Raw genomic sequence first — 13,547 nt, forward strand, 5'->3', positions numbered from 1 at the left:
AAAGCACCCTTGTGAATAACAGGGGTGCTTTTTTATTAGAAATTAGTATTAATACTACCAATCTAAAAATGGTTAAAGAGGTAATTAGAGGATGAAGAGAACTAATTACGCTGGTGATACCAGTGAAAAGCAAGTTGGCCAAGAAGTTGTCCTTAAGGGATGGGTTGCTAAACGACGTAATCTTGGTGGATTGATTTTTATTGATTTATGGGATCGTGAAGGAATTGTTCAATTAGTCTTTAATGAAAAAGAAAATCCAGAAGCATTTAAAGTTGCTAACGCCGTTCGTAACCAATATGTTCTTGAGGTTCAAGGAAAGGTTCAATTACGGACTGAAAAGGAAATTAACCCTGACATGAAGACTGGAAAGGTTGAAGTTGCGGTTAATAAAATTAAGGTTTTAGCAAAGTCTGAAACAACGCCATTTGACATTGCAGACAATGTTGATGCAAGTGAAGATTTGCGGATGAAGTATCGTTACCTTGATCTTCGTCGTCCTGAAATGATGAAGAACCTTATGTTACGGAGCAAGGTTACTTCCGTTGTTCACCACTACTATGATAGTCAAGGGTTCATGGATGTTGAAACACCTGACTTAACTCGTTCTACTCCAGAAGGGGCTCGTGATTATATCGTTCCTTCACGGGTTTATCCAGGTCATTTCTACGCCCTTCCACAATCACCACAATTATTTAAGCAATTATTGATGGCTGCCGGGGTTGATAAGTACTACCAAATTGCTCGTTGTTTCCGGGATGAAGATTTGCGTGGTGACCGCCAACCAGAATTTACCCAAATTGATACTGAGATGAGTTTTGCAACTCCTGAGGATATCCAAACGATGACTGAAGGATTAATTAAGAAGGTCATGAAGGAAGTATTAGGGGTTGATGTTAAAACACCATTCCCACGGATGGAATGGCAAGAAGCCATGGATAAGTACGGTTCAGATAAGCCTGATACTCGTTTTGGTATGTTAATCCATGACTTGTCTGACATCGTTAAGGATAGTTCATTTAAAGTCTTCTCCGGAACTGTTGCTGATGGTAACTTTGTTCGGGCAATTTGTGTTCCTGGTGGCGCTGATAAGTATTCACGGAAAGACATTTCTAAGAAGGAAGAATACATTAAGCGGTTTGGAGCTAAAGGACTTGCCTGGGTAAAGGTAACCGAAGATGGTTATTCTGGGCCAATTGCCAAGTTTATTAACGATTATGCTGATGCAATTAATAAGGAAATGGGAGCAAAACCAGGAGATTTGATCCTCTTTGTTGCTGATTCCTTCCACGTTGTTAGTGACTCACTTGGTTACTTACGTCGTGAAATTGCAAAAGGACAAGATATGATTGCACCTAACCAATGGAATTATTTGTGGGTTGTTAACTGGCCAATGTTTGAATATGATGAAGGATTTGGTAAGTGGATTGCTGCGCACCACCCATTCACCATGTTAAATGAAGAAGACTTGCATTATCTTGAAGATGGTGAAGATCCACATAAGGCTCATGCTCAAAGTTATGATATTATTTTGAACGGCCAAGAAATTGGTGGTGGTTCAATCCGTATCCATGATCCAAAGGTACAAGAAAAGGTTCTTAAAGCATTGGGATACACTAAAGAACGTGCAGAAGCCCGCTTTGGTTTCTTATTGAAAGCATTAACACTTGGGATGCCTCCTGAAGGGGGATTGGCCTTTGGGTTAGACCGTTGGGTAATGTTACTTGCACAAGCTGATAACATTCGTGACGTCATTCCATTCCCTAAGAATTCGAAGGCTGTTGAACCATTAACCGCTGCCCCTGGTAAGGTTAGTCAACAACAACTGGACGACTTGAAGGTTCAGTTTGATGATAAGGTTGATTATAAGCTAGATAATGATGGCGCTGAAGATTAGTCTTTTCGTGGTTAAAATCTTGTAAATTAAAAAATCTACTAGATACAAAAGAGGCTGGAAAAGCAAAATGTTTTTCCAGCCTCTTTTGTATCTATTTTAAAATTTTCTTGAGGAATTCTTTTGCCCGATCACTCTTTGGGTGGGCAAAGAATTCGTCTGGAGTACCTGTTTCCTGGATATAACCGTCAGCCATAAACCAAATTTGGTCTGCAACTTCATGAGCAAATCCCATTTCATGAGTAACTACAACCATTGTCATTCCGGAATCAGCAAGATCGTGCATTACAGTTAATACTTCCTCAACCATTTCAGGATCAAGGGCACTTGTTGGTTCATCAAATAACATCACTTCAGGATTCATTGCAAGAGCTCTCGCAATGGCGACCCGTTGTTTTTGTCCCCCAGATAACTGGGTTGGGTATTGTTGAGCTTTATCGGCAAGACCAACTTTAGTTAATAGTTTCATAGCTGTTGCTGTCGCTTCATCTTCTGGAATATGCTTAACCTTCATCGGAGCTAGCTTAATGTTTTCGATGACGTTCATATTTGGAAAAAGATTAAAGTCTTGGAAAACCATTCCCATTTTTTCTCGTAGTTGATCGAGCTTTTTATCATTAAGACCAGTTAATTGTTGTCCTTCAAAGAGCACTTTTCCGTTCGTCGGTTGCTCTAAGGCATTCAAGCAACGCAAGAAGGTACTTTTTCCGGCACCTGATGGACCAATTACACAAATTACCTGACCCTTATCAACATGTTCGGTAATATCTTTAAGGACAATATTATTCTTGAATTTCTTTTGTAAGTTTTGAACTTCGATCATTTTAGTGGGCATGTTTCATTCTCCCTTCAAAGTAAAGCAGAATTCTGGAAAGCGTAAACGTTAATACAAAGTAGATCATCATGGTAATGAAGAGGGGAAGGACTCCCTTGTAGGTAGCAGATTGAACTAATTGTGTTTGGAACATTAATTCGGTTACCCCAATGACAGAAACAAGAGAACTATCCTTTAATAGGGTGATTAATTCATTACCAAGAGCTGGCCAGATGTTTTTAAGTGCTTGGGGCATGACAACATAACGGAAAGTTTCGTTTTTGCTCATTCCAAGGCTTCGTGCAGCTTCTGTTTGACCAGCTGGAATTGATTGAATTCCTGAACGGATAATTTCAGCAACATAGGCCCCTGAGTTTAGTGAGACGGCAATGATTCCGGCGAGTAGCGCAGGAAGGGACTGGATAATTGCACCAATACCAAAATAAACGAACATAATTTGAACCATCATTGGTGTTCCCCGTAAGAATTCAATATAGCAAACTGCAATTGAATGGAGAATCTTATTCTTTGATAGACGCATTAGGGCAAAGATTGTTCCTAAAAGGAAACCAAAGAAGACAGAAACGATAGTAATAATTAATGTATAGCCGAGCCCCTTTGCGAAGTAGCGCCAGTAGCTAAGAACAGTGTTTTGCTTTTTGTAGCTCTTCATGTATTGTGATGCTTCAGGGATCCATTTTTTGTTGATTAGGTCTTCTTGATTAACCTTTTTAATAGTTTGGTTGGCAGCGTTCATTAGTGAAGTGTCACCCTTTGGAAAGGCAAGAGCAATTCCTCCTGCGGTAACCGGTAACTTTGAATTAAAGGCATACAAGTTAGAGTTATTAGCCGCGTAAGCTTTGGCGGTAGCGGCATCCATCAATACCCCATCATACTTATGAGATTGTAAACCAATTACAAGGGAAGATAGCTTGGTTAATCCCTTACCATTAGCTTGTGGCATATCTTTAGAAATCATAGTTGATTGGAGGGTACCGTTTTGTGCACTAACCGTTTTTCCGTTAAAACTTTTGGCACTAACTAATTTATCTTTATCACTCTTATTAATTAAGAAGTAACTGTCGCCAGAGTAATAGGTATCGGAGAAGTCAACGCTCTTTTTCCGTTCGTTAGTAATATTCATTCCGGAAGCAATGACATCAATTTTCCCGGTTTCAAGAGCAACCAGTAGGGAATCAAAGTCCATATTTTTAATTACTAATTTAACGCCAATATCTTTAGCAAATTGCTTGACAAGTGATACTTCAAATCCAACATACTTTGTTTTTCCGTGTTCTTTTGTGGTGAATTCGTACGGAGGATAATCGGCACTCATCCCGACGACTAACGTTCCCTTTTGCTTGATTTTTTGCAGCGAATCATTTTCGGCTACTTGAGCAGGGTTAGTAGAAGAACTTGAACTACTACTTTCGGTAGCCGCTAAAGCTGATACCGGTACACATAGTATCGGGAATGTAATGATTATCAGCATTAGTAAATGTTTGAAATATTTCATAATCAATAACTCCTTCAATCTAGAAAATAAATACGTTGGTGAGTAATATACTCTAAAATGATTAAATATGCAATAAATATTTAAAATTAGGTGTAATTTATTCAAATTAGTTGAATAAATGGTGCGATTTTTGAATAAAAGATAATATAGATCTAAACTGCAACTTGATTTCTAAATATAGGAGCAAAAATTTATCTTAATAATTTTGAAAGATTTATTGACACTCAGAATCTAATTAGTTACAATTGCATTTGTAGTGAAGGAGCGGGGTTATATCGCTCTAATACGTAACTTTAAGCTCGGAGGGAGGGAATCAACATGTCAAAAACAGTCGTTCGTAAGAATGAATCTTTGGATGACGCTCTTCGACGCTTTAAACGTACAGTTTCACGCAACGGAACTTTGCAAGAATACCGTAAACGCGAATTTTACGAAAAGCCAAGTGTAAAACGTAAGTTGAAATCTGAAGCGGCACGGAAGCGTAAGAACAAGCGCCGTCGTCGTTACTAATTTATTTGCTCCTACCTTTTCCTGATGGTGGGAGCTTTTTTAGTTTTCAAGAAGGGAAGAATTTGAAATGAGTTTATTACAAGATTTAACTTCTGATATGGTTTCTGCTATGAAAAACCGTGACAAGGAAACTCTTGGTGTGGTACGGATGCTTAAAGCTGCAGTACAAAATGAGCAAATTGAACAAGGTCATGATTTGACCCCTGATGAAGAAGTAGCTGTAATGGCGCGTGAATATAAGCAGCGTAAGGAATCACTCGATGAATTTAAGCAAGCTGGGCGTCAGGATCTTGTTGAAAAAACAGAAGCTGAGATGAAAGTTGTTGAAAAGTATATGCCACAACAACTTTCAGAAGACGATGTTAAAAAGATTGTTGATGAAACAATTGAACAAGTTGGTGCTTCAAGTATGAAGGATTTCGGTAAGGTAATGGGCGCTGTTATGCCAAAGGTCAAAGGTCAAGCTGATGGTAAGCTAGTTAACCAAATTGTTAAGAGCGAATTAAATAAATAATTTATTTAATTGATAAAAACTTGAGAATAAGTGGATAACGTGTTATTTATCTATTAACAAGTAGGTTAAGTAATACGTTATTTTTTTCTAGGAGGTTTACCGTTATGTGTACGTCAATTATTTATACGGCTGGCGATAGTTACTTTGGTCGTAATTTGGATTTAGAAATTCCTTTTGGTGAAGAAGTTGTTGTTACTCCTCGTGATTACGAGTTTAAATTTCGGAAGATGAAGTGATTAAGTCATCATTATGCTATTACCGGGATGGCAACCGTTCAAGATGGTTATCCATTATACTTTGATGGTGCTAACGAAGAGGGATTGGGAATGGCTGGATTGAACTTTGATGGTCCTTGTCATTATTTTCCAGAAGATCCAAAAAAGATAATGTTACGCCGTTTGAATTTATCCCATATGTTCTTGGTCAATGCAAAAATATTAGTGAAGCCAAGGAAATGATTAAGAATCTGAACTTGGTTAATATTAATTTCTCAGAGAAATTCCCATTGTCACCACTTCATTGGCTGATTGCTGATAAATCTGGTGATTCGATTGTAGTTGAATCAACCAAGAAGGGCTTAAATGTTTACGATAATCCAGTTGGAGTCTTAACAAATAATCCTGAATTTCCACAACAACTTAATAATTTGAGTAACTATCAAAGTGTTTCACCAGCTCAACCAACCAATATAATCGCACCAGGTGCAAAGCTTGAATTGTATAGTCGTGGTTTAGGAACACATATGCTTCCAGGTGGGATGGATTCTGAGAGTCGGTTTGTTAAGGAAACCTTTACTAAGATGCATGAACCTAAAGGCAAAGATGAATTGGAATATGTTACTAATTATTTCCACCTTCTTCATGCCGTTGAACAACAAAAGGGGCTTGACGAAGTAGCACCGAACACTTTTGAATACACAATCTATTCAGATGGTGTTGACCTTACAACAGGAACCTTCTATTACACAACGTATGAAAATAACCAAATTAATGCTGTTAAGCTCGATCAAAGCAAGCTTGACAGTAGTGAATTGCTTACTTACTCTCTACAAACTAAACAAACAATTCACTATCAGGCTTAAAAATTAATGTCGTCGGTGTATATGAAAGTATATTACTGACGGCATTTTTTATTTATCTTTCCATTCATGATTTATTTGCAAATATAGTAGAGAGTCTTATACTAAAAATCCAACGAGAATAAAGTGGCTATGATATAATCATATTCAGAATCTACTTATATTAAACTAGAGGAGAAATTTTAGTTGGTAGAAAAAAACGAAGAAATTGAACAAACATTTCAAATAACAAGTCCAGAATTAGAAGTTGCCTTACTTGGAGTTCAAGACAAGTTTGTTTCCTTGTATGAACAGGGAATGAACGTCACAATTAACCCGTTTGGCGACAACATTAAAATTAAGGGACTAACAGAAGACGTTAAGCTGACAGCGGATGTCCTTCACGCATTAGTTACTTTAACTGAGCAGGGAATTCGGATTCATAGTACTGATATTGTTAGTGCAATGAAGATGGCTCATCGTGGAACATTAGATTATTTTGCTGATCTTTATAGTGAAACCATCATTCGTGATCGACGGGGACGGTCTATTCGCGTTAAAAACTTTGGTCAACGCCAATACGTTAATGCCATTAAGCATAATGATATTACATTCGGGATTGGTCCTGCTGGTACCGGGAAGACATACTTAGCAGTGGCGATGGCTGTTGCAGCTTTGAAACGGGGCGAAGTGGAACGAATTATTTTAACTCGTCCTGCGGTTGAAGCAGGTGAAAGTCTTGGGTTCCTTCCTGGTGATCTCCAAGAGAAGATCGACCCTTATTTGCGGCCAATATATGATGCCTTAAATGATATTTTTGGAACTGATCATACGCAAAGGTTGATGGAACGAGGAGTTATCGAAATTGCCCCACTTGCTTATATGCGTGGGCGGACGTTGGATGGTGCTTTTGTTATTCTTGATGAAGCACAAAATACCACTAACGCGCAGATGAAGATGTTCCTAACCCGCCTTGGCTTTGGCTCAAAGATGGTAGTCAATGGGGATGTTTCACAAATTGATCTCCCCCATGGAACGCGAAGTGGGTTGATTAGTGCAGAACGGATTTTAAAAGATATTAAATCAATCAAATTCGTTCAGTTTACTGCTGAAGATGTTGTTCGGCACCCGGTTGTTGCACGGATTATTAATGCTTATGAAACAAACGCAACCAAGCGATTGATTAAACGCGATGAAGAAAAGGAAGCTGCAACAAAGAAGTCAGCTGAGAAAAAGGATTAGTTTATGGAACTAGAAATTTACGATCATACTAAAGAAAAAGTTAGTCCAGCACATCTTGAGTTGATTAAGAAATTAATCGATTTTGCGGGAGAAAAGCTAGAATTGGCTGATAATACTGAGATATCTGTGACCTTAGTAAATAACCCTGAAATTCGGGAACTTAATTCTCAGTACCGGCACGTAGATCGGGCAACTGATGTCTTAAGTTTTGCTGCAGAAGAATCAGGTGATGAGACCCCGATCATTATGGAGCCAGAACTAGCAGCCGAATTGCCAGCAAACTTAGGTGATCTTTTTATTTCCGTTGATAAAGTTGCTGAGCAGGCAAAGTTCCTTGGGCATTCATTTGAACGGGAACTTGGCTTTTTAGTTGTTCATGGTTTTCTTCATTTAAATGGCTACGACCATGAAAAACCAGAGGATGAGAAAAAGATGTTTTCACTACAACGGGAGATATTAGATCAGTATGGCCTCGAAAGATAGTCGACAAACCGAAAAAAATCACCACCTAATTCAAGCAATGAGGCATGCGCTTGAGGGAATCTTTGATGTTATTTCTCAAGAACGAAATATGCGCTATCATATTGCAGTTGCTACGATAGTGGTTATTTTAGGCTTTGTGTTACATGTCGATCGCTTAGAATGGTTATGGCTTCTCCTTGCAATCTTAGTTGTCTTTTCAGCAGAATTCTTAAATACTGTAACGGAAGCTGTAACTGACTTACTTGGAGAACACCACTATGACATTAACGTTAAGAAAGCAAAGGATGTTGCTGCAGGTGGAGTATTAATTACAGCAATTTTTGCAGTTTTAGTTGGTTTAATTATCTTTTTACCAAGAATAGTAAAATTGTTGGGATACTAGAAAGGAAGAAAAATAATGGATAATCCAAATTATAAATCCGGTTTTGTTGCCTTAATTGGACGACCAAATGTTGGTAAATCAACATTTTTAAACTATGTAGTTGGCCAAAAGGTTGCGATTATGAGTAATGTTGCTCAGACTACTCGGAACAAGATTCAGGGGATTTATACTACTGATCAGGCACAAATAGTATTTATTGATACACCAGGTGTCCACAAACCACAAACTAAATTAGGCGATTTTATGGAGAAGTCAACTCTTTCCGCACTTGATGAGGTGGATGCTGTTTTATACCTTGTTTCCGCAACAGAGGATCGGGGACCCGGTGATGATTTTATTATCAATCGCCTAAAGAATGTTAAACAGCCAATCTTTTTGGTGATTAATAAGATTGATCAAATCAATCCAAACGACTTGCCTGAAATTACGGCTCAATACAAGGACACCCTCCCATTTGCAGGAATTTACCCAATTTCTGCGCTTCAGGGGAATAATGTTAATCCACTAATCAACAAGTTAATCGAAACATTGCCTAATGGACCACAGTACTACCCAAGCGATCAAATTAGTGATCATCCTGAACGATTTGTAATTGCAGAAATGATTCGTGAAAAGGTTTTTGAATTAACTCGCCAAGAAGTTCCCCATTCAGTGGCGGTTGACGTAACTTCTGTAAAGCGGGAAGATGACAAGCATGTACATATTTCTGCCAATATTATTGTTGAGCGTCCCGGACAAAAGGGAATTATTATTGGTAAAAAGGGGCAAATGCTAAAGAAGATCGGTACAAGGGCGCGCTTAGATATTGAGCATCTTCTTGGCGATAAAGTCTTTCTCCAATTATGGGTTAAAGTTGTTCCTGATTGGCGGGATAAGTCTGCAATGTTAAAGGACTACGGTTACCGGAACAAAGATTATTAATTGAAGGGATGAACCCCAATGAGTCGGATTAATACTGATTTTCGGGGAATTATAATGTTTCGTCGCGATTATCGCGAGCGAGATCTCCTGGTAAAAATTTTAACTGATAAAATTGGCCCGGCAATGTTTTTTGTTAAAGGGGCTAAAAAACGGGGCTTTCGTTTAGCAGCGGATATTTTGCCATTTACCCATGGTGAATATATTGGGTCATTGGCTAATGATGGCCTCAGCTTTATTAATGCGGCCAGTGATACGGCTCAATATCGGAATATTGCAACTGATATTAGTAAAAATGCATATTCTACGTATATTCTGGCTTTAGTTGATAGTGCATTTCAAGATGGTCAAGGAATTGGTGGCTGGTTTGGGCAGGTTGCTGCTGCTCTAAAACTAATTAACCAAGGTCTTGATGAACAGGTAATCGCAAATGTCATTGAAACACAATTACTGACACGCTTTGGTGTTTCGCCAACGTGGGATCGGTGTGTTATTTGTGGACGTGATGATATTCCCTTAGACTTTTCGGAACAGTCCGGGGGAATGCTTTGTCGAAATCATTGGCATCTTGATGAGCGACGAATGCACCTTGATCTACGGTCTGTTTATTATTTACAACGGTTTTCAACCTTAAACCTCCAAAAACTTAACTCAATTAAAATTAATCCTTCTACTAAGCGTCGTATCCAGTTTGTATTAGATTCGTTGTATGATAATGAAGTCGGATTAAATTTAAAGAGTAAACGGTTTATCCGTCAAATGGGAAAATGGGAAGAGAAATTAAAAAAATAACAATTTGCCAATTGACATTTAGAAGATGTTTATCTATCATAAGTCACGTATAAAAATATATTTACAGCAATGACAAAGAAAAAGCTAATGATGATTAATGTGAAGCGACAAGGGGAGAGTGAAAGCCCTTGAATTAGTCTATTAGTGGGGCACTTTAGCAGCTGTACTAACTAAGCTGTTTTGTAGCAATACAAAAAAGCAGGGTGGAACCGCGAATTAATTCGTCCCTGTAGAAATTGGTCGTAGACTAGTTTCTACAGGGACTTTTTTGAAAGGAAGAGTCTATATGTCTGATAAGTTAAGTGTTCAAGATATTATATTTACACTTGAAAAGTACTGGGCAAAGCAAGGCTGCATGTTGATGCAGGCTTATGATAATGAAAAAGGTGCCGGAACAATGAGTCCTTACACCTTCTTGCGAGCAATTGGTCCAGAACCATGGAATGCTGCTTATGTCGAACCATCACGGCGGCCTGCCGATGGACGGTATGGTGAAAATCCTAATCGTCTATACCAACACCACCAATTCCAAGTGATTATGAAGCCATCTCCTGATAATATTCAAGAACTTTATTTAGGAAGTCTCCGTGAATTAGGAATTGACCCGCTTGAACATGATATCCGTTTTGTTGAAGATAACTGGGAAAACCCTTCAATGGGATGTGCCGGTGTTGGTTGGGAAATTTGGCTTGATGGAATGGAAGTTACTCAATTTACTTACTTCCAAGTAGTTGGTGAATTACCAATGAACCCAGTAGCTGCCGAAGTTACTTATGGACTTGAACGGTTAGCTGAATATATTCAGAATGTTGATTCAGTTTATGATCTTGAATGGGCTGATGGTGTTCTTTATGGTGATATCTTTAAGGAACCTGAATATGAACACTCCAAATACGCATTTGAAGAAAGTAACCAAGACATGCTACTAAAAGAATTTAATAACTATGAAACTGAAGCAAAACGGTTAATTAAGCTTGGACTGGTTCACCCAGCATACGATTATGTTCTAAAGTGTAGCCATACCTTTAACTTATTAGATGCTCGTGGTGCTGTTTCCGTTACTGAACGTGCTGGTTACCTTCACCGAATCCGGATTATGGCAAAGTCCATTGCTAAAGCCTTTGTTGAAGAACGACGGAAACGTGGCTTCCCACTAATTCATGATGAAAAGCTTCGTCAAAAGACATTAGATGAATACACAAAGAAAGCTGAAAAAGCTAAGCAACGGGCAGCTAAGCAAGCTGCTAAAAAGGCAAAGAAAGTACAAAAGGGGGACAAGTAACATGGCTAACTCATACTTACTAGAAGTCGGCGTTGAAGAAATGCCTGCCCATGTTGTAACACCAAGCATTAAGCAGTTACATGAACGGGTAGCAAAGTATCTTAAGGAACAACGGATTTCTTTTGATGAGATCCAAGAATTTGCGACCCCACGGCGGATGGCACTCTTAATCCACGGCTTAAGTGATAAGCAACCAGATATTGATGAATCTGTTAAGGGACCAGCTAAAAAGATTGCCCAAGATGCAGACGGTAACTGGACAAAGGCCGCAATTGGGTTTACTCGTGGTCAAGGAGCATCAGTTGATGACATTGAGTTCAAAGAGGTAAAGGGTGTTGAGTATGTTTTTGTTGAAAAGCATATTGCTGGTAAGTCTGTTGCCGAAGTACTTAAGGGATTACCAGATGTGATCACCTCAATGACTTTCCCAACACTAATGAAGTGGGGCTATAATAATCTTCAATTTATTCGGCCAATTCGGTGGTTAGTTTCATTACTAGATGACCAAGTAGTGCCATTTAAGATTCTTGACATTGAGGCGGGACGGACTACTCGTGGTCACCGTTTCCTTGGTCATGAGGTTGAATTGAAACAAGCAACCGATTATGAAAAGGCATTGCATGATGATTTTGTCATTGCTGATCAAGCAAAGCGGAAACAACTGATTGAAGAGCAAATTGATAACATCGTTTCTAGCAATGATTGGGTAATTGATAAGGATCCTGACCTGTTAGAAGAAGTTAATAATTTGGTTGAATGGCCAACCGCCTTTTCTGGTTCATTTGATAAGAAATACCTGGTCCTTCCAGATGCTGTTTTAATTACTTCCATGAAGGATAATCAACGGTTCTTCTATCTTCGTGATCATGAAGGAAACCTCTTACCAAACTTTATTGCTGTTCGTAATGGTAATACGGATTATCTGGAAAATGTGATTAAGGGTAACGAACGGGTCTTGGTTCCACGACTTGAAGATGCTAAGTTCTTCTATGAAGAAGACCAAAAGTTGAGCATTGCAGATTATGTTGAACGACTAAAGCGGGTTAGTTTCCATGATAAGATCAGTTCAATGTATGATAAGATGCAACGAGTTGCTGTGATTGCGGCAGTTATTGGAAAGCAATTAAATTTCAGTGAAGAAGAATTAGCTGATCTAGATCGTGCGGCTCATATCTATAAGTTTGATTTAACAACGCAAATGGTTGGTGAATTCGCTGAATTGCAAGGGGTAATGGGTGAAATTTATGCTAAGCTCTTTGGTGAAAAGGCAGACGTTGCTCAAGCAATTCGTGAACATTACATGCCGGTTTCTGCAGAAGGAGCGTTACCAGAAAGTAAGATTGGGGCTGCTCTAGCAATTGCGGATAAGCTTGATAGTATTATGAGCTTCTTTGCTGTTGATATGATTCCAAGTGGTTCAAATGATCCGTATGCATTGCGGCGGCAAGCCTTCGGTATCGTACGGATTATTGCTGATCGAAATTGGCACTTACCATTATTGGATATTCAACCAGAAATTATCAAAGCCTTTGCTGAAGCAAATCTTGATGTTGACATTGATATTGATAATAACGCAGATCAAGTTCGTGCCTTCTTTATGGATCGGATCCACCAGTTATTAAGTGGTCAGCACATGAAGCACGATGTGATTGATGCTGTTACTGATACTAAGTCTAATGATATTGAAAATATCCTTGATGCCGCAAACTCAATTAAGGCTCATCATGATGATGAAAACTTTAAGGAAGTTATTGAAGCATTGACTCGGGTACTCCGGATTGCAAAGAAGGGGAAGAATGATTCTGCCACTAAGGTAGATCCTAGCTTGTTCCAAAATCCATCAGAACAAAAATTATATGATGCAGTAAATGATTTGACCAGTAAAGCAGTGCAACGAACAGTTGACGAAAACTTTACAGCACTCCGTTCACTAGCACCAATTATTAATGAGTACTTCGACGAAAATATGATTATGGATAAGGACGAGAGGATTAAGAATAATCGTTTAACCCAGTTGGGAATTCTTGCTCAACAAGCATACTTAATTGGTAATTTGGATAAACTGATTGTTAAATAAGTCTTTTTAATTGTATTGTTGTTAACTTGTGGTATCATATATATTAGTTAATTTTGGCTAAATAATTAT

The 13,547-nt window shown here is 38.5% G+C and carries 12 protein-coding genes and 1 pseudogene; 11 read left to right on the top strand and 2 right to left on the bottom strand.

The window, feature by feature from the left end:
- Positions 1 to 91: 91 nt before the first annotated feature.
- Positions 92 to 1,894 (top strand): aspartate--tRNA ligase, encoded by a 1,803-nt coding sequence (gene aspS / locus NFR46_RS03375; protein ID WP_251574698.1) that lies wholly within the window; start codon positions 92 to 94, stop codon positions 1,892 to 1,894.
- Between the two features lie 91 nt (positions 1,895 to 1,985).
- On the opposite strand, the gene NFR46_RS03380 is transcribed toward aspS, so the two are convergent.
- Both NFR46_RS03380 and NFR46_RS03385 read right to left on the bottom strand, forming a co-directional pair.
- Positions 1,986 to 2,726, bottom strand: a complete 741-nt coding sequence (locus NFR46_RS03380; protein WP_277612846.1) for an amino acid ABC transporter ATP-binding protein — start codon at positions 2,724 to 2,726, stop codon at positions 1,986 to 1,988.
- Positions 2,716 to 4,221 carry an ABC transporter substrate-binding protein/permease gene (locus NFR46_RS03385; RefSeq protein WP_251574699.1) on the bottom strand — a complete coding sequence of 502 codons (1,506 nt, stop codon included), beginning with the start codon at positions 4,219 to 4,221 and terminating at the stop codon, positions 2,716 to 2,718. The genes NFR46_RS03380 and NFR46_RS03385 overlap by 11 nt, the downstream gene beginning before the upstream one ends.
- Before the next feature lie 318 nt (positions 4,222 to 4,539).
- On the opposite strand from NFR46_RS03385, the gene rpsU reads away from it, so the two are divergent.
- From rpsU to glyS, 10 genes and pseudogenes are all read left to right on the top strand, one after another.
- Positions 4,540 to 4,731: a 30S ribosomal protein S21 gene (rpsU, locus tag NFR46_RS03390; RefSeq protein ID WP_182581349.1), complete on the top strand. Its 192-nt coding sequence runs from the start codon at positions 4,540 to 4,542 to the stop codon at positions 4,729 to 4,731.
- A gap of 67 nt (positions 4,732 to 4,798) precedes the next feature.
- Positions 4,799 to 5,245: a GatB/YqeY domain-containing protein gene (locus NFR46_RS03395; protein ID WP_251574700.1), complete on the top strand. Its 447-nt coding sequence runs from the start codon at positions 4,799 to 4,801 to the stop codon at positions 5,243 to 5,245.
- Between the two features lie 104 nt (positions 5,246 to 5,349).
- Positions 5,350 to 6,326, top strand: a pseudogene (gene bsh, locus NFR46_RS03400) (choloylglycine hydrolase).
- A gap of 183 nt (positions 6,327 to 6,509) precedes the next feature.
- On the top strand, positions 6,510 to 7,544 hold the full coding sequence (locus NFR46_RS03405) for a PhoH family protein (RefSeq protein ID WP_251574702.1): 1,035 nt from the start codon (positions 6,510 to 6,512) through the stop codon (positions 7,542 to 7,544).
- A gap of 3 nt (positions 7,545 to 7,547) precedes the next feature.
- Positions 7,548 to 8,027: an rRNA maturation RNase YbeY gene (gene ybeY, locus NFR46_RS03410; protein ID WP_251574704.1), complete on the top strand. Its 480-nt coding sequence runs from the start codon at positions 7,548 to 7,550 to the stop codon at positions 8,025 to 8,027.
- Positions 8,011 to 8,409, top strand: coding sequence for a diacylglycerol kinase family protein (locus NFR46_RS03415; RefSeq protein WP_251574706.1), 399 nt, complete (start codon positions 8,011 to 8,013; stop codon positions 8,407 to 8,409). The genes ybeY and NFR46_RS03415 overlap by 17 nt, the downstream gene beginning before the upstream one ends.
- Positions 8,410 to 8,424: 15 nt before the next feature.
- On the top strand, positions 8,425 to 9,330 hold the full coding sequence (era, locus tag NFR46_RS03420) for a GTPase Era (RefSeq protein ID WP_251574708.1): 906 nt from the start codon (positions 8,425 to 8,427) through the stop codon (positions 9,328 to 9,330).
- An 18-nt stretch (positions 9,331 to 9,348) separates the two neighbouring features.
- The gene (gene recO / locus NFR46_RS03425) at positions 9,349 to 10,119 is read left to right on the top strand and encodes a DNA repair protein RecO (RefSeq protein WP_251574712.1); all 771 of its coding nucleotides are present in this window, start codon (positions 9,349 to 9,351) and stop codon (positions 10,117 to 10,119) included.
- A 286-nt stretch (positions 10,120 to 10,405) separates the two neighbouring features.
- Complete coding sequence (gene glyQ, locus NFR46_RS03430; RefSeq protein WP_251574713.1) at positions 10,406 to 11,401, top strand: glycine--tRNA ligase subunit alpha; 996 nt, start codon at positions 10,406 to 10,408, stop codon at positions 11,399 to 11,401.
- A 1-nt stretch (position 11,402) separates the two neighbouring features.
- Positions 11,403 to 13,478 (top strand): glycine--tRNA ligase subunit beta, encoded by a 2,076-nt coding sequence (gene glyS / locus NFR46_RS03435; RefSeq protein ID WP_251574714.1) that lies wholly within the window; start codon positions 11,403 to 11,405, stop codon positions 13,476 to 13,478.
- The last annotated feature ends 69 nt before the right edge of the window (positions 13,479 to 13,547 follow it).

The organism is Limosilactobacillus agrestimuris (assembly GCF_943193105.1).
Lineage (GTDB): Bacteria > Bacillota > Bacilli > Lactobacillales > Lactobacillaceae > Limosilactobacillus > Limosilactobacillus agrestimuris.

Bases quoted from the DNA above. Each gene is read 5' to 3' on its own strand.
- aspS (WP_251574698.1), top strand. From the start codon at position 92: ATGAAGAGAACTAATTACGCTGGTGATACCAGTGAAAAGCAAGTTGGC.
- NFR46_RS03380 (WP_277612846.1), bottom strand. From the start codon at position 2,726: ATGCCCACTAAAATGATCGAAGTTCAAAACTTACAAAAGAAATTCAAG.
- NFR46_RS03385 (WP_251574699.1), bottom strand. From the start codon at position 4,221: ATGAAATATTTCAAACATTTACTAATGCTGATAATCATTACATTCCCG.
- rpsU (WP_182581349.1), top strand. From the start codon at position 4,540: ATGTCAAAAACAGTCGTTCGTAAGAATGAATCTTTGGATGACGCTCTT.
- NFR46_RS03395 (WP_251574700.1), top strand. From the start codon at position 4,799: ATGAGTTTATTACAAGATTTAACTTCTGATATGGTTTCTGCTATGAAA.
- ybeY (WP_251574704.1), top strand. From the start codon at position 7,548: ATGGAACTAGAAATTTACGATCATACTAAAGAAAAAGTTAGTCCAGCA.
- NFR46_RS03415 (WP_251574706.1), top strand. From the start codon at position 8,011: ATGGCCTCGAAAGATAGTCGACAAACCGAAAAAAATCACCACCTAATT.
- era (WP_251574708.1), top strand. From the start codon at position 8,425: ATGGATAATCCAAATTATAAATCCGGTTTTGTTGCCTTAATTGGACGA.
- recO (WP_251574712.1), top strand. From the start codon at position 9,349: ATGAGTCGGATTAATACTGATTTTCGGGGAATTATAATGTTTCGTCGC.
- glyQ (WP_251574713.1), top strand. From the start codon at position 10,406: ATGTCTGATAAGTTAAGTGTTCAAGATATTATATTTACACTTGAAAAG.
- glyS (WP_251574714.1), top strand. From the start codon at position 11,403: ATGGCTAACTCATACTTACTAGAAGTCGGCGTTGAAGAAATGCCTGCC.